Origin of the sequence: Flavobacterium gelidicaeli (genome assembly GCF_013294005.1) — a bacterium.
GTDB lineage: Bacteria > Bacteroidota > Bacteroidia > Flavobacteriales > Flavobacteriaceae > Flavobacterium.
This window is the reverse complement of record NZ_JABSNK010000002.1, coordinates 279,876-299,634: the sequence shown is the minus strand read 5'-3', so window position 1 is coordinate 299,634 and position 19,759 is coordinate 279,876. Positions and strand designations below refer to the sequence as shown.

Sequence of the window (19,759 nt, the reverse complement as noted above, 5' to 3'; positions counted from 1 at the left end):
ATCTAATTATTGTTGTAATTATCTCATAATCTGGTTAACTAAATGCGTATTTGAAATTGTATCTTTGCATCAAAAATTACAAAAATGTCAAAGCAAGTTCGTGTGCGTTTTGCACCAAGCCCAACGGGACCATTACATATTGGCGGTGTACGTACTGCCCTATTTAATTATTTATTTGCCAAAAAAAATGGCGGAACATTCTATTTAAGAATTGAAGATACAGATCAAAATCGTTTTGTACCTGGAGCTGAAGCTTATATCATGGAAGCATTAGAATGGTTAGGAATAGCCCCTGATGAAACTATTGGAAAAAATGAAAAGTTTGGTCCTTATCGTCAAAGCGAAAGGAAACACATGTACAAAGAATATGCTGATCAGTTAATAAATTCTGATTGGGCATATTATGCATTTGATACTCCAGAAGCTTTAGACGCTCAAAGAAAAGCAGATGAAGAACAAGGTAAAACTTTTATTTACAATCATACAAATAGAGAGAAACTTGATACTTCCTTAGTTTTAACAGCAGATGAAACTGCTGCTAGAATTGCAAAAGGCGATGCTTATGTAGTTCGATTTAAAACACCTGTTGATGAAACACTACATTTAAAGGATATTATTCGTGGCGATGTGAAGTTTGAAACAAGCTTACTTGATGATAAAGTTTTATTTAAGAGTGATGGAATGCCAACGTATCATTTAGCTAATATAGTTGATGATCATCTAATGGAAACGTCACATGTTATTCGTGGTGAAGAATGGTTGCCATCAATGCCATTGCATGTTTTATTATACAGAGCCTTTGGTTGGGAAGCACCAGAATTTGCACACTTACCTTTAATTTTAAAACCTGTAGGAAACGGAAAACTATCTAAACGTGACGGAGATAAATTAGGGTTTCCAGTATTTCCTTTAGAATGGAATACTGCTGAAGGAGTTTCTAGCGGGTACAGAGAAAAAGGATTTTTCCCAGGAGCAGTTGTTAACTTCTTAGCTTTACTAGGTTGGAATGACGGAACCGATAAAGAAATATATTCGTTAGAAGAATTAGTAGCCGCTTTTGACTTAAATAGAGTCCATAAAGCAGGAGCTAAATTTGATCCAGAAAAAAACAAATGGTTCAACCACCAATATTTGATTACTCAAAAAGACGAAGATTTGGCGAAAGCCTACTCCCCTATTCTATCAGATAAAAATATTGATGCAACTAAATTTGATCTTGTTAAGATAGTTTCATTAATAAAAGAAAGAGCACATTTTGTATCAGAGTTTTGGGAAATGAGTGATTTCTTTTTTCAAGCACCAACAGAATACGATGCTAAAGCAAGCAAAAACTGGAAAGAAGAAACACCAGCTTTAATGAAGCAACTAATAGAAATAGTTGAAAGAATTGAAGATTTTACATCAATAAATATTGAAACTGTTGTAAAGGAATGGATGACCACAAATGAAATTGGTATGGGAAAAGTAATGCAGCCTTTTAGACTTAGTCTTGTAGGAGCTTTAAAAGGTCCTCACCTATTTGACATTATTGAAGTCATAGGCAAACCAGAAACGATTAGCAGAATTAAAAAAGCAATTGAAAAATTATAATTAAATCAGGCTCCTTTACAAAGGGGCCTTTTTTTTATAGAAAATCTAAAGACTAGAAATTTAAAATTTCGTTTTTAATACAAGATAATAAGCTAAACTTAAATAAAGAAAAAGTTACGCTTTGGCGAAAGCCTAAATAAATGATTTGAATACTAAAGAAATTTCGTAATTTAACAGTAAATTTTAAACTAAATATCAAAACTATGAACACTGCATTAGTAATTATTCTTGTATTAGGACTCTTTATTCTATTCTCCTCCTTCTTTACTGTTAGACAGCAAACAGCTGTAATTATAGAACGATTTGGAAAATACTTAAGCATTAGACAATCTGGATTACATCTTAAAATTCCGTTGATTGATAGAATTGCAGGACGTGTAAATCTAAAAATCCAACAGTTAGATGTTATTATCGAAACAAAAACTAAAGATAATGTTTTTGTAAAACTTAAAGTATCCGTACAATTTATGGTTGTTAAAGAAACAGTTTACGATGCCTTTTACAAATTAGAATATCCACATGATCAAATTACTTCTTACGTTTTTGATGTAGTACGTGCCGAAGTTCCTAAATTAAAACTAGATGATGTATTTGAAAGGAAAGATGATATTGCCATTGCGGTAAAAAGAGAATTGAATGAAGCAATGACTACTTACGGTTATACTATTATCAATACATTAGTAACAGATATTGATCCAGATATTCAAGTTAAAAACGCGATGAATAGAATTAATGCTGCTGATAGAGAAAAAACAGTTGCTGAATTTGAAGCAGAAGCATCTAGAATTAGAATTGTAGCTAAAGCAAAAGCGGAAGCAGAAAGCAAAAGATTACAAGGTCAAGGTATTGCTGATCAAAGAAGAGAAATTGCTAGAGGATTAGTAGAAAGTGTAGATGTATTGAACCGTGTGGGTATCAACTCACAAGAAGCCTCTGCCCTAATTGTTGTAACACAACATTATGATACATTACAAGCTATAGGTGCTGATTCAAACTCTAACTTGATATTATTACCAAATTCACCACAAGCAGGAAGCGAAATGTTGAATAATATGGTTGCTTCATTTAGTGCATCAAACCAAGTAGGTGAAATGATGAAAAAAGGAAATCGAAAAAAGTCTAAATCAAAATCAGATTATAAAGAGGAAACTCCTGTAATTGAATTGAATGAAGATGAACAAGAAAATGATGATGAAGATTAAATTATCATTTAAATAGAAAAAAGAGGCTTTAACGGCCTCTTTTTTTGTTTATGTACCATTTAACTACAAATGGAATAACAATATTTATAATTTGTGAATAAGAGCCTGTAAAGCCACTTTTAAAAGATCCTATGAAACTGTTCACAATATGTTTAGGCTTTAATGCTTCTTTGGTTTTTTGAAAAGTTAAAACTAACCTTTGATGGCTAATTTCCTTTTCTAACTTAAGAATTTCTAATTCACTATCAATTTGATCGTAAGAAGTATATTTTTTTATCTCCATAATGTATTAGTTAAAAAATATTTTAGAGAATTTTGTTAATATCGGACCTTCGATAATTTTATCTTTAAGTAAGTATAAAATTAGAGTAACAACTAAATATATAGCCCCTACCAATAAGAAACCATACGCATTACTATCTAACATATTTCCCAAACCAAGCGCTAATGCAATTGAACAAAATAATAGTACCATACCAAAACACAGGGCAATAAGTATAAACTTTAAAATTGCCGTTGTTGATTTCATGGCTACTCTAAATATTCTTAATTTGTGGTAAGCAAGATTAGTATCAATATAAGATTGTACTTGTTCTTGAATATGTTCCGTATTTTCTTTTAATTCTTCAAAAGCCATACATTAATTGTTTATTATCAAATTTTAAAACTTCTAAATTATTTTTGAAGCTTTGCGTTTTTATCTTTCAGTTCAGCAAGTTTACTTTCAAGAAAAGTAATTACATCTTCAGTTTTATGACTCATGCTTGACACTAGATCTTCATAACTTCCTTCAAAATCAACTTTTGCAGATGAAAATTTTGTTTTTACTTCTTCAGATAAACTATCGTATTTTTTTTGTAAATCTTTTTGTGCGTCTTTGTAACCGTCTTTAATTTTAACTCTAGTTTTTGAACCTTTATCCGGAGCAAATAATATTCCTACACCAGCTCCAATTGCTGCACCAGTTAAAATCGCTAAAATCGTGTTACCTGTATTCTTTGACATAATATTTTTTATTTAATTAATAATACATTAAAGATACGAATAATTTTAACATTTTCAGGCTAACAAAGAATTAAATTCATCTAAAAATCAAAATAAAGCTCATTATTAAACGAAAACACTACTAGATATACTAATTAGTAGCTTAAATTTTAAAATAGCTTAATCATTCGCTATGAAGCTTGTTTTTAATATAAAAAATCAATGTAATAATATATATCTATAGATTTTAACAATAATAAAAAAGCACCCTAATAAAGGTGCTTTAAATTGATTAAATCTATTATTGTAAATTATAATGTAATGGTATCTAATAAAGCTAAAACTTTTTCATTTTTCTCTTTTTCTATCATTTCAAGAATTTGAGTTTTGAAATCTTTCAAATTAATATTTTCAGATTTTAAATTTTCAAGACCTAAAATTCTAACAGCAGCTAACTGACTTTTTAAAGACATATTAAATAACTTAGTTAATGAGTCGGCATCAATATCATTAGCGGTAATTTTATCAGAATTTTGTAAAATCAATTGTGCAAATAACAAAGCATTATTGTCATTCTTTACATTTTTTACAATAGTTTGATTAATTAAACTGTAATTATCAATACTTTTAATGTTTGTAATGATGCTTAAAAGGATATTTTGAGCAGCATTTTCATCCTTTTCTTTTACATATTTATTGATCTCTTTTTGTGTAGCCATCAATAAATTAGCTTCTTTTTTTCCTTTTTCTTCCCAAGCATCTTTTAATCCTACCGTTTTATTAAACACTAAATTAGTACTTGTGGATGCTTTATCAACATTAAAATAACCCAAGCGTTGAAATTGGAATTTATCCTCAGGATTAGCAGCAGCAAGGCTTGGTTCCATATACCCTACTACAGTTTGCAAAGAGTTTTTGTTCATAAAGTCAAGAAAATTTTTCTCCTTATGACTGTCTGGTGCTTCATCAATAAATAAACGGTCGTACAATCGAACTTCGGCCTTTACAGCATGTGCAATTGAAACCCAATGAAGTGTACCCGCTACTTTACGTTGGCTTGCTTCACTCCCACTTCCGCTACGACTATCTTCATCATAAGAAACATGAATTTCAGTAATATTTCCATCAGCATCTTTTACAACTGATTCTCCTTTAATAATGTAGGCATTTTTAAGACGCACTTCATTACCAAGACTCAATCTAAAAAATTTAGCTGGAGCTTCTTCTAAAAAGTCTTCTCTTTCTATGTATAATTCTCTTGAAAAAGGAACTTGTCTATAACCAGCAGCTTCATCTTCTTGATTATTTTCAGCTTCTAATGATTCTTCTTTTCCTTCTGGATAATTAGTAATTACCACTTTTACTGGATCTAAAACTGCCATAACTCGTGGAGCTGTCTTGTTTAAATCTTCGCGTAAGCAAAATTCTAAAAGAGAATAATCAATAACATTTTCGCGTTTAGCAACCCCTATGATTTCGCAAAATTTACGAATAGAATTAGCTGTATACCCTCTTCTTCTTAATCCAGAAATAGTAGGCATTCTAGGATCATCCCAACCATTTACAATGTTTTCTTGAACCAGTTGCAACAGCTTACGCTTACTCATAACGGTATAATTCAAGTTCAAACGTGCAAATTCATATTGATGTGGTCTTACCTTATTATCATCATAAATTTGATCTAGAAACCAGTTGTACAACTCTTTGTGCATTACAAATTCAAGCGTACAAATAGAATGTGAAACTTGCTCGATGTAATCACTTTCACCATGAGCAAAATCATACATAGGATAGATTTTCCAATCGTTACCCGTTCTATGATGATGACGGTGTAAAATACGATACATCAAAGGATCACGCATTAACATATTGGTAGATTTCATATCAATTTTAGCACGTAAAACATGACTTCCCTCAGGAAAGTCACCATTTTTCATTCCTTCGAATAAAGCTAAATTCTCGTCTATAGAGCGGTTTCTATAAGGCCCATCAACACCAGGTTGCGTAGGAGTTCCTTTTTGAATAGCCATATCTTCAGACGATTGACTGTCAATATAGGCTTTTCCTTTTTTAATCATTAAAACAGCCCAATCATACAATTGTTGAAAGTAATCAGAAGCATAACGCTCTTCGGCCCATTGAAAGCCTAACCATTGCAAATCTTCTTTGATAGCATCAACATACTCCTGCTCTTCTTTGGCTGGGTTAGTATCATCAAAACGTAAGTTTACTGGTGCATTGTAACGCAATCCTAAACCAAACTGCAAGCAAATTGACTTGGCATGGCCAATGTGTAAGTACCCATTAGGCTCTGGTGGAAAACGAAAACGTAAATTATCTTGAGGAAAACCGTTTGATAAGTTCTCTTCAACTATTTGTTCTATAAAATGGAGTGATTTTTCTTCTGTTGACATCATGTTGTATTAAAAAAGCAAAGTTATCAAAAATGTTGGTTAATTAACGAAACAGTGATTTGGTTATTTCAGAATAAGTACATAAAATTTAAAAAACTTCGTACTTTTATCAAATAAACGAATATCAAAATTATAATTACGCTCAAATGGGAACAATAAAACTTAAAAACATACGCACTTATTCATATCATGGTTGTTTAATTGAAGAAGGAAAAATAGGATCGGATTATTCCGTTGATCTTGAAATAAAAACAGATTTAAGAAAATCATGTGTTTCAGATGAATTAAGCGATACAGTAGATTATGTACTACTTAACCGCATAGTTGAAGAAGAAATGGCAATTCGCTCGCATTTATTAGAGCATGTAGGACATAGAATTATTACCAGAGTATTTAATGATATTCCAGAAGTATCAAGAATTTTATTAGCTGTTTCTAAACTAAACCCACCTATTGGTGGAGATGTAGAAGCTGTAACGATAGAATTAGAGGAATACAGAAGCTAAAACTAAACGAATTACTAAAATTAAAGTATTCATTCTCTGTGAGATACTATATATTTTTAAAAAAAGTACTTAATAACCTTTCAAATAGTAAAGATTTTAAGTACTTTTGCCATCCATTCAATTATGGCGTCGTGGCCGAGTGGCTAGGCTGGGCTCTGCAAAAGCTCCTACTGCGGTTCGAATCCGCACGATGCCTCTAAAACCTCCAAAGCAATTTGGAGGTTTTTTTTATGTTTAATTTTTATAAAAAATTAGATAAAGATAAACTGCGGTTCGAATAATTTACTGCAAATAAGATACTTATAAAACCTCCAAAGCAATTTGCAAGTTTTTTTATATTTAATTTTTATAAAAAATTAGATATAAAAAAACTGCGGTTCAAATAATTTACTATAACTAAATATTCTTCAATGCTTTAAAATAAATTTAAAGGTTTTTTTATGTTAAATTTATAGAAGACGGTTAAACTGACCACCGCAAAGAACACTCACATAATCATAAAAAATAAACATTTTTGACTTAAAAATTAATTAACACTAATTAAAAAATTTAAAGAAAACTGTTACATACTTTCTCAAAGTAAACGCAAAGATTCACAAAATCAAATGATAAAAATTGGTTTATAAATCTTAATTATTGCTAATTTCTTAATGTAAAATAAAAAAATTAATTTTTAAACATAAAAAAACCGCTCAAAGTGAACGGTTTAAATTTATTATATATTAAATACTATTCTTGTTTTTCTATTTTTTGGAAAGCTTTTTTAACCATTTCTTTTTCTTTTGGAAACCATCCCTGAGTGATTAAAACCAATCCGAAAACCATAAGTACAATACTAATTCCTTTTTTAGTTTTTAGTATATTAGTTGGTGTCATCTTAGTTTTTAACTGCTTAGCTAAAAGTATTTTAATGCAATCAATCAACAAATAAGTAATAATTACAGCACTAAAAAAAGTAATCATTCGCGAGTTTTCCATTTCTAGTTTAGGACCTACTGATATAATAACAGCCATCCAGAAACCTAAAACACCTATGTTAATAACATTCAATAAAAAGCCTTTTATAAAAAGACTCATGTAGTTTTTCTTTATTATTTCTTTGTCGATTTCGTTAGTATTTATTTTCTTTTCTTTTCGTAAACTTAAGAAAGAAATCACACCATAGGCTAACATTAAAATACCTCCAAAAATAAATAATGCCGGTTTGTCTTGTAAACTTTGGATTAATCTATAACTTCCTAAATAAGCCACTGCAATAAAAAATACATCACCTAGAACTACGCCTAAATCAAAAACTAAAGCTGCTCTAAATCCTTTTAAAATACTAGTTTCTAGTAATATAAAAAATACAGGTCCAATCATGAAACTTAAAAAAATTCCCCAAGGAATACCTAATAAAATATCGTTAATCATTAATAATTGAAATTTAGATAACTAAAAAGAATGCAATTTAATTTTTTTCTTCAATTGTTCCGCCAAGTACCGTCTTTTTATTAATTTGCTTAGGCTTACCGTAAATATATACAGACCCTCCTGCTTTGACTTTTGCATCAACTAATACACTAGCATTAACTTCGGCAGATCCTCCAGCAGAAACGCTTATAGTGGTTTGATTGGTAATTAAATTTTTGGATTCTAAAACACCACCTGTCATAATCGTAACTTCTTGATTAGTTGCTTTTCCTTCTAAAGCAATTATTCCGCCAGTAACCGACTTAATATTTACTTTATCAACATCTAAAATTAAATGTATCTCTGCTCCTTCTCTAGCATTCAAATCCATTATCGTAGCATCAAAAGTATCGTCACTAGAAACATAAGCTCCTTCATTAGCATCCACTCCATCAATTTTTTTATAATACAGCTGAATTTTTATATCATTACCTGACAAAAGTTTTGGAAAAGGCATTCTTAGTTTTAATTCGCCATTATTATTTACAGCTTCCACTTCTTGTTCTCTAGAACCAGTGATTATCACTTTGTTTTCTGATCCAGCAATTAATTTTACATTTAGTTTATCATACACTTTTACTGTATTAAAATCTCCTAAATTTTTAGTAACCTGAGCAACCGCAGTTTGCATGACAAACGCGATTGCAAGAATGAACACTTTTTTCATAATTTTTTAATTTACGGATTCTCCACTACGTCTTAAAAAATTAAAATCTAATTGTTTTTTAACTAAATCAGCGTTTTTAACTTTGACGTAAATTTCGTCTCCTAATTGTAATAATTGATTAGAAGTAGCTCCAACTAATGCGTATTGTTTTTCATCAAAAGTATAATAGTCATCCTTTATATCTCTAATTCGAACCATACCTTCACATTTATTCTCTATGATTTCAACATAGATTCCCCACTCGGTAACACCAGAAATAACTCCCAAAAACTCTTGATCTTGATGGTCTTGCATGTATTTAACTTGCATGTATTTAATCGAATCTCTTTCGGCATTTGTTGCTAATCCTTCCATGGTTGAACAATGCAAACATTTGGTTTCATACAATTCCTCATCTACTGATTTACCACCGTCTAAATAAAACTGTAGCAAACGGTGTACCATAACATCAGGATAACGACGAATAGGTGAAGTAAAATGAGAATAATAGTCAAATGCTAATCCATAATGACCAATATTATCCGTTGAATATTTGGCTTTACTCATGGAGCGAATAGCCAATGTATCAATTAAATTTTGTTCTTTTTTACCGTTTACATCAGCCATTAACTGATTTAAAGCTTTGGAAACATCCCCTTGTTTGAAATCAATTTTATACCCAAATTTTGATATAACAGCTTGCATAGCAAAAAGTTTGTCTTCATTAGGTTCATCATGAATTCTATAAATAAAGGTCTTCTTTTGTTTACCAATAAATTCAGCTACTTTTTTATTAGCCAAAAGCATGAATTCCTCAATCAAATGATTAGCATCTTTAGAAACTTTAAAATAAACACCTTCAGGTTCACCGTCTTTATTTAAGTTGAATTTTACTTCTACTTTATCAAATGAGATGGCACCATCATTCATTCTTTTACGTCTTAAAATTTTAGCTAGCTCATCTAATTTAAGCGTCGCTGCGACAATTTCAGGCGAAACTTGATAAGAACTACCCGTTATCGAAGTTTCTTCCGGAATAGTATCGTCTTTTGTCTCTATGATGTATTGTGCTTCTTCATAAGCAAAACGTTGGTCAGAGAAAATTACTGTACGACCAAACCATTGGTTTACAACCTCTGCTTTTTCGGAAATTTCGAACACAGCAGAAAAAGTATATTTCTCCTCTTGTGGACGTAATGAACACGCAAAATTAGAAAGTACTTCTGGTAACATGGGTACTACTCTATCTACAAGATATACAGATGTTGCACGTTGATACGCCTCATCGTCTAGAATAGTTCCTTCTTCAAGATAATAAGAAACATCGGCAATGTGAATTCCTATTTCATAATTACCATTCTCTAGTTTTTTGAATGACAAGGCATCATCAAAATCTTTTGCATCTTTTGGGTCAATAGTAAAAGTTAGGGTATCACGCATGTCTCTACGATTAGCGATCTCACTTTCAGTAATTGAGGTATCTATTTTTTGTGCATAAGTCTCTACTTCAATTGGGAATTCAGATGGTAAACCATATTCGGCTAAAATAGCATGAATCTCTGTATCATGTTCTCCTGGTTTCCCAAGTACTTTGATTACTTTACCAAAAGGACTATCGGCTTTTTTAGGCCAATCTTCAATATGTACTAAAACAACATCTCCTTGCTCAGCATCACCAATGTTATCCTTTGGAATAAAAATATCGGTGTACATTTTTGGGTTGGCTGTAGATACAAAAGAAAAATTCTTTTGAATATCAATCACCCCTACAAAGTCGGTTTTATTTCTTTCAACTACTTCAATAACCTCACCTTCAGGACGTTTTCCTTTACGGCGGTTATAAACATATACTTTTACAATATCCTTGTCTAGTGCATGGTTTAAATTATTGGTAGGTATAAACACATCTTCCTCTAATTCAGCACATACAAAATAGGCGGTCTTGCGTCCTGTCATGTCAATTTTACCTTCGTAGTAATCTTGGCTTGCAGCTTTTATTAAATATTTACCTGGTTCACTCTCTATAATCTTGTCTTGAGCGGCAAGAATTTTTAAATCTTTTATAATTTGATTTCTACTTTGTGTATCATCAAGCTCAAGCTTTGCTCCTATTTGTTTATAATTGAATGCTTTATTAGCACTTTGCGATAGTATTTTTATAATTTTATCTGAGAAATCTTTCTCTTTCTTTACCGGCTTTCTTAATCTTTTACTCATAAATCTTTTCTTAAAGGTCGAAAATTACAAAATAGTTAACAGTTATGATAAAATAACAGTGAGTTTTAAACAAAATATAACTTTCAATAGGATAATTGTATCTTTATAAAAAGAAAAAATACTATGGAAAGATTTATCACTATTGCAGTCTTTGACTACATCCATGAAATTGAAATTTTGAAACACAGATTAGATCAAGAAGAATTGCAGTATTTTTTTGCAAACGAAATCATGTCTTCGTTTGCTCCAATGTATTCAACAGCCTTAGGAGGAATAAAACTTAAAATTCATCCAAATGATTTTACAACCGTAAAAACAATTCTTCATGAAATGAAATACGATAACAATCTTAGAATTGTTTAATTTTTTTGAAAGTTGTCAACACATATATAATTAAACAAAAAGAAAAATTAAATTTAAATTATTTATTAATGGGTATTATAGCTTGTTAATAGTGGCTATAAAATTATTAGAAAAAGGTTTGAATTGTAGTTTTACTCTTTTATATGGAGTTATTAACAATTATATTTAGATTTAAAACGCTTATTTACAACTGTTATCCCAATTTAATTAACAACGGTTGATAAACTAAAACACTTTAAAATTGTAAATAAGTATTTTTAAATTTTATGTTGATAAACCTGTTTTAAGTATTAATAACTTTTATAAAAATTCAATAAACTAAATTAGGTTTTTAAAAGTGGGTTTTGGATTAGTGTTTTTTTAGAAACTTCCAAAAAATAGTTCTTATTTTCTTTCTCAACTTATCAACAATTTGTATTAACATAACGTTAACTGAATATCAAGCAATTAGCATACGCTATTAACAATGGAAAAATTTAAGCCTTTTAAAAATAATTAACTACTGATTATCAGTTAATTAGATACTTATTAATATTGTTGATAACTAGTTAAACAAATGTTAATGTGTTAGTTACAAAATTTCTTGCGCTTTGTTTGAATAGTAAAGTTATTTTTTACCAAATAAATAAATTCAAATTTATAAATACAAAATTGTTTTGGTAAATTTGCCCCACACAACTTAATACATATACAATGAAAATTTCAATAGGAAACGATCACGCAGGTCCAAATTATAAAAAAGCAATCGTTGAAATGCTTAACGCCAAAGGGTACCAAGTTACTAATTACGGTACAGATACAACAGATAGTGTTGATTATCCAGATTTTGGACATCCTGTAGCCACAGATGTAGCTGAAGGTAAAGCAGATTTTGGGATTGTTATTTGCGGAAGCGGTAACGGAATTGCTATGACAGTAAACAAACACGCAGGAGTAAGAGCTGGTTTATGCTGGACAAAAGAAATTGCTTATTTAACACGTTTACATAACGATGCTAATATTGTAAGTATTCCAGCGCGTTTTACGTCAATTGAACAAGCGGTTGAAATTGTTACCACTTTTTTAGAAACAAAATTTGAAGGAGGAAGACATCAAAATAGAGTAGATAAGATTGCTTGTAAATAAGTGATTTTGGATTTTAAATTTAGACGCGAATAGACTTTTATTATAAGTTTGTTCGCGTTTTTTTTATTAAAAAATTTAATTTTTTGGGTTTTAAATGCTAGAACTTTTAAAAGTATCTTCTATATAAAATCGTTTAGTTGCTGCTGTTTCAATTGCTATTCTAGCAAAAAAATATCAAAAATATCTTTGTAATAAAAGCCTTAAATTTTGTTAATATTAATGCGTCATTTTATAAAACTAAATTTATATTTTTGGCAAAAAAATATTGATGAGACTTTTAGCGGTTACTTTATTATTTTCGACGTTGATATACGCTCAGGAAAAATCTAAAATTATTACTAGTAACGAAACAATTGTAATAAGTTATAATAAAAATTTCGACATAGAATCATCGGTAAATGAAAGCCGCTTGATTGCTAAAAGTAAAAATACTGAAGAATACAATATCCAGATTCCGTTTGATAGTTTCAATGAAATATCAGACATCAAGGGATCTACTTTTATAGTTAGCAAAAGCAAAAAAAAGAAATTATCCTCAGCTTTTATAGGCACTTACGATGTTAAACAAGATGATATTTTTAAAAGTGATTATAAATTTAAAAATTTTGTATTACCTGATGTAGAAGATAATTCGGTTATTGAGTATTCTTATAAAAACAAATATAAAGAACCACGATTTTTATCTTCTTTTCGTTTTCAAAACTATCTAAAAACCGAAGTATCGAGTTTTATAATTAAGTGTGATTCTAAAATTGAAATAGGATTTAAGTTATTTGGAAATTTTCAAGATAAAATTGTTTTTACAAAAACTAAAGAAGGTGATTTAGATGTATACACCTGGGAAGCTAAAGATTTACCTGAATTTGAGCCTGAAGAGGACATGCCAAGTAGTAGTAATTTTATGCCTCATATTATTTATTATATAAAATCTTATAATGATAATGGTGTTACAACTCCATTGTTAGGTACACCCGGAAATTTATATAATTGGTATACCATGTTATTAAAAGACATTAATAAAGTGGATGAAAAGGCTCTAAAAGAAAAAACATTAGCTTTAATCAAAGATGATAAAAATGATTATGATAAAGCAAAAACTATTTATAATTGGGTACAGTATAACCTTCATTATGTAGCGTTTGAAAACGGAATGAATGGTTTTGTCCCTCGAGATGCTGCTGCAGTTTTTGAAAAACGATATGGGGATTGTAAAGATATGGCTAATTTATTGAATCAAATGCTTCATTATGCAGGTTTAGAATCAAGCTTAACTTGGTTGGGTACAAGATCAAAACCATATACTTATAATGATGTGCCTACACCACAGGTTGATAACCACATGATAGTCAATACACAAATAGGAGGTAAGAGTTATTTTCTGGACGCCACAGATAAGTTTTGCCCTTTTGGATACCCTTCATCAATGATCCAAGGTAAAGAAGCATTAATTGGTAAAGGAAACAAGGATTTTAAAATTGAAACTATTAGTGTTGTAGATCCTAATAAAAATAAAATCGAAATTGCTTTGCAATTAGAATTCATAGATACTAACCTGGTTGGTGAGGCAACTACACTTACTTCAGGTTTATTTAAAAGTGATTTATTAAATAGTATTAGTGCTTATAATCAAAAAACTACTGAATTATGGAAATATGCTATAACTGCAAATAATAAACGTATTGCATTAGAACCTAAAGAAACCATAAAAAATGACTATTCTGAATTACCTTCTAAAGCGGTACATCAATTAAAACTAGAGAAAGGATTGATAACGTTAAATGATAAATTATTATTTAAACCCATTATTATTTTACCTTTTAAAGATGCAAATATTGATACTCAAAAAAGAAAATTTTCTATAGAAAGTGATTACGCTCAAACGTATGATATTCAATACCAAATTAAATTACCAGCAGGCTATAAAGTAGAATTACTACCTGAAAATAAAAAAATGAGTAATGATCTTGCCAGTTTTGATTTTCAATACAAACTAGAAAAAGGAATTTTAAAGGTGAGTCAAAAAATACAAACTAAAAAAATAATTTTAGAAAATAAAGATTTTGATCAATGGAACACCTTCATAAAAGAATTAAATAAACAATATAACCAATCAATATTACTCATCAAATGATAAAAAAAGCAATTGCAGTTTTGGTGCTACTTATTTCTATTGTAGCTAATAGTCAAGAAATTAAAAGTTATACTTGGGATGAAAAACCCGTTTTTAAAACCATTCCTGAAGAGTATAAAAATGAAGCAGCAGTAGTGTTGCTAGACAAGCGCTGGATACATACCAGAGTAGGTAATTATGCATTTGCCAGTTTCGTAATGAATCATTTTGCTATAAAAATTAATAAAGCCGAAGAGATAAACAAATATAACAAAATTAAAGCTGAGGATAACGGTTTAGTTCGTACGTTACGTGATTTTCACGCTCGTATTATCAAACCTAACGGTGAAATTCAAGTATTACCAAAAGAACGTATTGTTGAAACCGAATCAGATAAAATAAAATCAATTGTTTTTGAAGGAGTAGAGGCAGGAGATATTTTGGAGTATTATTTTATTCTAAAGGAAAATCCTAATCCTAGTGGTGTAGAAATTTTTCAGAAAGATATTCCCGTTTTAGAAGCTCAATTTTCTCATAGTGCTGAGGGGGCAATTATAAATACATTTCAATCACCAAATTTTACCTATACGTCTTCAGGTAGAATATACACTTATACTGCCACTAATATTGCCCCATACAAAGAGGAAAAATATGCAACAAATATTAAAAATCTAGTAAAACTAATTTATCTTGTTTATACTCCTGCTTATGATAATTATAACTGGAGAAAGCATTTTCTTGCCTATTACACAAAACCTAAGTTTCAATATTTTAAAAAAAATCAAGCTAGAGAGTTTATAGAAAATTTAGACATTAAAGATATTCCTACCGATGAAAAAATGATTAAAATTGATAATTATATCAAAGAAAATTTTGATTTTGTATGGAGTGGAGAGAAAGCGAATAAAGTAACAGATCTTAATGACGGAAAGCAAAAATTGAAAGCATCAGATATTTTTGATTTATATGCTTTTGCTTTCAAAGAACTAAAAATCCCCTATCAAGTAGTTGTAGGTATGTCTCGTTATATGGGTGATGTTGATAATGAATTTTACGTAATGCCTTTAACTCACGAGTTCATGTATTATATTCCTGAAACTAAGAAATTCATTTCTCCTTATGAAAAATATTTATCTTATGGTTACCCAATGTATGAAATTCAAGGAAGCCATGGTGTTGCTTACGACCCAAAAGAAAAAGTAGTTTCTAATCAATTCTATTTTCCAACAGCTCCAGCTAATTATACAGTAAATGAAACTATAAGTACCGTAACTTTATCTAAGGATCTAAGTGAAGCAACTATTGAAAAAACCTATTCAAATTCAGGTTATGAAGGACAATTAGATCGAAACCGAATTCGTTATTTTAAAGAAAACAAAGAAGAAAAAGACTTGAAGGAGTATTTCCAAAATAGAATTTTTGGTGAAGACAGCGGTTTAAAATTAGACAATTACACACTATCTAATGAAGAATTTAAGTACAATCAAGACAACACGCCATTTATTGTAACTACAAATGCTTCAGCAAATGAAGGTTTAGTAGACAAAGCAGGAAAACTAGTTTTAATTAATCTTGGAAAAGTTATAGGTAAACAATCTAATTTATATCAAGAAACTATAAGAACACATGATATAGCAATTGACTATACTAAAACATACAAGCATAAAATAGTATTTAATATACCAGCTGGCTATGTTGTAGAAAGTTATAAAGATTTAGTAATTGATCGAAAAATGAAAGGTGATGAAAGTAAGATTTGTTCTTTTAAATCTACCGTATCTGTTCAAGGAAATCAATTGATAGTTACAATTTTAGAATCGTATAATGCAATAGATTATCCTAAAGATCAATACCAAGAATACCGTAATGTAATTAATGCAGGCTACGATTTTTCTAAAGCAGTTTTGGTTTTAAAACCAAAAAAATAATAGTAAACGAATTAGAATATAAGTAAATAAAAAAATGGCATGATTTTATTAAAATCATGCCATTTACTTTTTAAAATAAAACCAATAGCAACCTGTTGCAATTTGCAAAATGACTATTCCCCAAAACTTTAAAAGATAACTTCTCTTTGCTGTTTTATGTCTAAAAATTTGCATTGCTAATCCAGAACCAATTGTACCACCAATCAATACAAATAAAAGAAGTGTTCGTTCAGGAATGCGTCTTTTTTGGTTTTTGGCAAGACTTTTATCATAGCCAATTAGTATAAAAGCAGTTGCATTAATAATTAAAAATAGGTAGAATAAAAATGTCATTTAACTTAATTTAAGTTTCAAAGATATTATTTTAGCTGTTCGAAAAAAACTAAAATGACTAACATACAATACATATCCAAATCGGTTGCTACGGCAGCAATCAATATTCAAAAAACCGTTCAATTATTACAAGAAGATTGTACTATTCCGTTTATTTCTAGGTATCGAAAAGATACTACCGGAAATCTAGACGAAGTGCAAATCGAAAATATAGCCAAGCTTCAAAAAGAGTACGAAGTGGTAGTAAAGCGTAAAGAAGCCATCTTGAAATCCATCATGGAACAAGGCGCGATGAATGAAACTTTGTTTGCTAAAATTGATAAAAGTTTTGATTTACAAGAACTAGAAGATTTTTATTTACCGTATAAAAAGAAGAAAAAAACCAAAGCCGATGTCGCTCGTGAAAACGGATTAGAACCTTTAGCTAAAATCATCATGGCGCAAAACAATGATGATGTTGATTTTCTTTCGACTAAATATCTAAACGAAAATGTGATCAACGAAGACGCTGCTTTGCAAGGTGCTCGCGATATTGTAGCCGAATGGATTAACGAAAATATTTATGTTCGAAAGCAATTGCGTCGCTTATACGAGCGTAAAGCAACCATTACTACTAAGGTTGTCAAAAGCAAAAAAGAGGACGAAGCAGCCCAAAAATTCAATCAATATTTTGAGTGGTCAGAGCCGTTGACCAAAGCGCCTTCGCACCGCTTAATGGCTATGTTACGTGCCGAAAATGAAGGTTTTATCAAGTTTAAAGTAGAAGTAGATGTAGACGAAGCTTATGATATTATTGATGCTTTGGTTCTAAAAGGTCAAAGCGCGAGTACGCCACATGTGCAATTAGCCATTGAAGACAGTTATAAACGATTACTGAATCCAGCGATTTCTAATGAAGCGCTGCAAGAAGCAAAAGCTAAGGCCGATGCCAATTCGATTCAGGTTTTTGCTAATAATTTAGGGCAGTTACTTTTGGCACCTCCTTTAGGTGAAAAACGTATTTTGGCTATCGATCCAGGATTTAGAAGCGGTTGTAAAGTAGTCTGTTTGGACGAAAAAGGAGATTTATTATACAATGAAAATATCTATCCGCATGCGCCACAAAATGAAACAGCCATGGCGATGAAGAAAATAAAATCGATGGTGAATGCCTATAAAATTGATGCCATCTCGATAGGAAACGGAACCGCATCTCGTGAAACCGAATTTTTCATCAAGAAAATCGCATTTGATAAACCAGTACAAGTTTTTATAGTTTCAGAAGCTGGAGCTTCGGTATATTCAGCATCTAAAATTGCTCGTGAAGAATTTCCAGATTATGATGTGACTGTTAGAGGTTCGGTTTCAATAGGTAGACGACTTTCAGATCCATTGGCAGAGCTGGTAAAAATTGACCCAAAAGCTATTGGAGTAGGGCAGTACCAACATGATGTGGACCAAAATAAATTAAAAGATGAATTAGATAGCACGGTAATTCGTTGCGTGAATTCGGTTGGAATCAACATTAATACGGCAAGTAAACATTTGCTAAGTTACGTGAGTGGAATAGGAGAGAAGCTAGCTGAAAATATTGTCACTTATCGTTCTGAAAACGGACCTTTCGAAAACAGAAAACAATTGAAGAAAGTGCCTCGCTTAGGCGAAAAAGCCTACCAACAAGGAGTAGCATTTATCCGAATTTCGAATGCTAAAAATCCGTTGGACAACTCGGCAGTGCATCCTGAAGCCTATTCGATTGTTGAAAAAATGGCCAAAGATTTGAAACTTACAGTTAATGATTTGATTGCTAATAAGGAGAAGACAGCTTTAATTAAACCCGAAAATTACATTACTCCAGAAATTGGTTTGTTGACGCTAAAAGACATTATTAAAGAATTAGAAAAACCAGGATTAGACCCAAGAAAAGCCGCTAAAGTTTTCGAATTTGACCCGAATGTAAAAACCATAAAAGACGTAAAATCAGGAATGATTTTACCTGGAATTGTGAACAATATCACTAATTTTGGTTGTTTTGTCGACATCGGAGTCAAAGAAAGTGGTTTAGTACACATCTCTCAACTAAAAGTAGGCTTTGTAAGCGATGTAAATGAGGTAGTGAAGCTACACCAACATGTAACCGTAAAAGTAACTGAAGTGGACGAGGATCGAAAGAGAATTCAGTTGACGATGGTGATTTAAGAATTGAGTTACTATAAGTATAAAAAAACCATCTTTACTAAAGATGGTTTTTTCATTTAAAGTTATAAAAGTATTGTTTTACAAAAACAACATGATTAAAGTCAGTACAATTCCGGCTGCGGTAAAGTACATACCTTTTTTGAAAATGGTAGTTTTTGGTGTAAACATCCAGAAGGTTGAAATCACAAAAAAGAATAGGGATACTCCAAAGAAGATGTTTAAAAAGAACAAAGGATCACCAGTTTTTGCTTTGTGCAAATGGTTCATCTTTTCGATTATGAAGGGTTGGCTTGTGGTTTTGTAATCGGCAACTCCTGTTTTTTTATTGTAGGTTCCTTCTTTGAAAAAAACGATATCTCCTTCTTCACGTTCTGCTTTTAATTTTTTAAGATGCAATTCTTTTCCTAAATCTTCCTCATTCAAATTGGGAGCTATGGTTTTGACAATATTCTTGTCTTGTTTTAGAAAATCAGTATCTCTAAAAATTAAAATAATTCCGCTTAAGGCATAAACTGCCATTATTCCAGCGAGGAAAAAGCCTAAATAACGGTGGATGATGCGCATTAAATTGCTTGATTTCTTCTTCTTTGTCATTTGAATATAAGATTGCTTGTTTGTATTTATTTTTTTCAGGGGCTAAAATAGGTAATTAAGATTAATTCTAGATAAGACTTAAGGAATTTTAAAAGGTTTAATTGACTTTTTATTTTA

Annotated in this window: 17 protein-coding genes and 1 tRNA gene; 9 read left to right on the top strand and 9 right to left on the bottom strand. The window is 30.6% G+C overall.

The annotated features are described in order from the left end of the window. Positions 1–84 precede the first annotated feature (84 nt). Together gltX and HNP99_RS04030 are read left to right on the top strand one after the other, a co-directional pair. Positions 85–1,590: a glutamate--tRNA ligase gene (gene gltX / locus HNP99_RS04035; protein WP_173851537.1), complete on the top strand. Its 1,506-nt coding sequence runs from the start codon at positions 85–87 to the stop codon at positions 1,588–1,590. A 203-nt stretch (positions 1,591–1,793) separates the two neighbouring features. Next, a complete protein-coding gene (locus HNP99_RS04030) occupies positions 1,794–2,792 on the top strand; it encodes an SPFH domain-containing protein (RefSeq protein WP_173851535.1) in 999 nt (332 codons plus the stop codon). A 28-nt stretch (positions 2,793–2,820) separates the two neighbouring features. Here HNP99_RS04030 and HNP99_RS04025 read toward each other — a convergent pair whose 3' ends face one another. The 4 genes from HNP99_RS04025 to HNP99_RS04010 form a co-directional block, all read right to left on the bottom strand. Then, positions 2,821–3,075: a DUF6327 family protein gene (locus HNP99_RS04025; RefSeq protein WP_173851533.1), complete on the bottom strand. Its 255-nt coding sequence runs from the start codon at positions 3,073–3,075 to the stop codon at positions 2,821–2,823. Between the two features lie 6 nt (positions 3,076–3,081). Beyond that, complete coding sequence (locus tag HNP99_RS04020) at positions 3,082–3,429, bottom strand: phage holin family protein (RefSeq protein WP_173851531.1); 348 nt, start codon at positions 3,427–3,429, stop codon at positions 3,082–3,084. Between the two features lie 38 nt (positions 3,430–3,467). After that, entirely contained in the window at positions 3,468–3,797 is a 330-nt protein-coding gene (locus tag HNP99_RS04015; RefSeq protein ID WP_173851530.1) for a YtxH domain-containing protein, read from the bottom strand. A gap of 290 nt (positions 3,798–4,087) precedes the next feature. Beyond that, entirely contained in the window at positions 4,088–6,190 is a 2,103-nt protein-coding gene (locus tag HNP99_RS04010; RefSeq protein ID WP_173851528.1) for a glutamine--tRNA ligase/YqeY domain fusion protein, read from the bottom strand. A gap of 146 nt (positions 6,191–6,336) precedes the next feature. Between HNP99_RS04010 and folB the strand changes: the two genes are divergently transcribed. Next, a complete protein-coding gene (folB, locus tag HNP99_RS04005) occupies positions 6,337–6,696 on the top strand; it encodes a dihydroneopterin aldolase (protein ID WP_173851526.1) in 360 nt (119 codons plus the stop codon). A gap of 125 nt (positions 6,697–6,821) precedes the next feature. Beyond that, positions 6,822–6,892 (top strand) — tRNA-Cys (locus HNP99_RS04000). A 533-nt stretch (positions 6,893–7,425) separates the two neighbouring features. On the opposite strand, the gene HNP99_RS03995 is transcribed toward HNP99_RS04000, so the two are convergent. From HNP99_RS03995 to rnr, 3 genes are read right to left on the bottom strand one after another with little or no spacing between them, the layout of a single operon-like run. Then, entirely contained in the window at positions 7,426–8,109 is a 684-nt protein-coding gene (locus tag HNP99_RS03995) for a LysE family translocator (RefSeq protein WP_173851524.1), read from the bottom strand. Between the two features lie 37 nt (positions 8,110–8,146). Beyond that, positions 8,147–8,815: a head GIN domain-containing protein gene (locus HNP99_RS03990; RefSeq protein WP_173851522.1), complete on the bottom strand. Its 669-nt coding sequence runs from the start codon at positions 8,813–8,815 to the stop codon at positions 8,147–8,149. A 6-nt stretch (positions 8,816–8,821) separates the two neighbouring features. After that, positions 8,822–11,011, bottom strand: coding sequence for a ribonuclease R (rnr, locus tag HNP99_RS03985; RefSeq protein WP_173851520.1), 2,190 nt, complete (start codon positions 11,009–11,011; stop codon positions 8,822–8,824). A gap of 123 nt (positions 11,012–11,134) precedes the next feature. Here rnr and HNP99_RS03980 point away from each other — a divergent pair, with 123 nt between their 5' ends. The 4 genes from HNP99_RS03980 to HNP99_RS03965 all read left to right on the top strand — a co-directional run bounded on the left by HNP99_RS03980 (position 11,135) and on the right by HNP99_RS03965 (position 16,537). Then, a complete protein-coding gene (locus HNP99_RS03980) occupies positions 11,135–11,374 on the top strand; it encodes a DUF2007 domain-containing protein (RefSeq protein WP_173851518.1) in 240 nt (79 codons plus the stop codon). Between the two features lie 693 nt (positions 11,375–12,067). Then, positions 12,068–12,499 carry a ribose 5-phosphate isomerase B gene (gene rpiB / locus HNP99_RS03975; RefSeq protein ID WP_173851516.1) on the top strand — a complete coding sequence of 144 codons (432 nt, stop codon included), beginning with the start codon at positions 12,068–12,070 and terminating at the stop codon, positions 12,497–12,499. A 268-nt stretch (positions 12,500–12,767) separates the two neighbouring features. Further along, entirely contained in the window at positions 12,768–14,630 is a 1,863-nt protein-coding gene (locus HNP99_RS03970; protein WP_173851514.1) for a DUF3857 domain-containing protein, read from the top strand. Continuing rightward, positions 14,627–16,537, top strand: coding sequence for a DUF3857 domain-containing protein (locus HNP99_RS03965; RefSeq protein WP_173851512.1), 1,911 nt, complete (start codon positions 14,627–14,629; stop codon positions 16,535–16,537). Before HNP99_RS03970 ends, HNP99_RS03965 begins: the two co-directional genes overlap by 4 nt. 63 nt (positions 16,538–16,600) lie before the next feature. Here the strand turns inward: HNP99_RS03965 and HNP99_RS03960 are convergent, their stop codons facing one another. Next, on the bottom strand, positions 16,601–16,870 hold the full coding sequence (locus tag HNP99_RS03960; RefSeq protein ID WP_173851510.1) for a DUF1294 domain-containing protein: 270 nt from the start codon (positions 16,868–16,870) through the stop codon (positions 16,601–16,603). Positions 16,871–16,924: 54 nt separating this feature from the next. Between HNP99_RS03960 and HNP99_RS03955 the strand changes: the two genes are divergently transcribed. Then, positions 16,925–19,048: a Tex family protein gene (locus HNP99_RS03955; protein ID WP_173851508.1), complete on the top strand. Its 2,124-nt coding sequence runs from the start codon at positions 16,925–16,927 to the stop codon at positions 19,046–19,048. 78 nt (positions 19,049–19,126) lie between these two features. Here the strand turns inward: HNP99_RS03955 and HNP99_RS03950 are convergent, their stop codons facing one another. After that, a complete protein-coding gene (locus HNP99_RS03950; RefSeq protein ID WP_173851506.1) occupies positions 19,127–19,642 on the bottom strand; it encodes a PepSY domain-containing protein in 516 nt (171 codons plus the stop codon). Positions 19,643–19,759 lie beyond the last annotated feature (117 nt).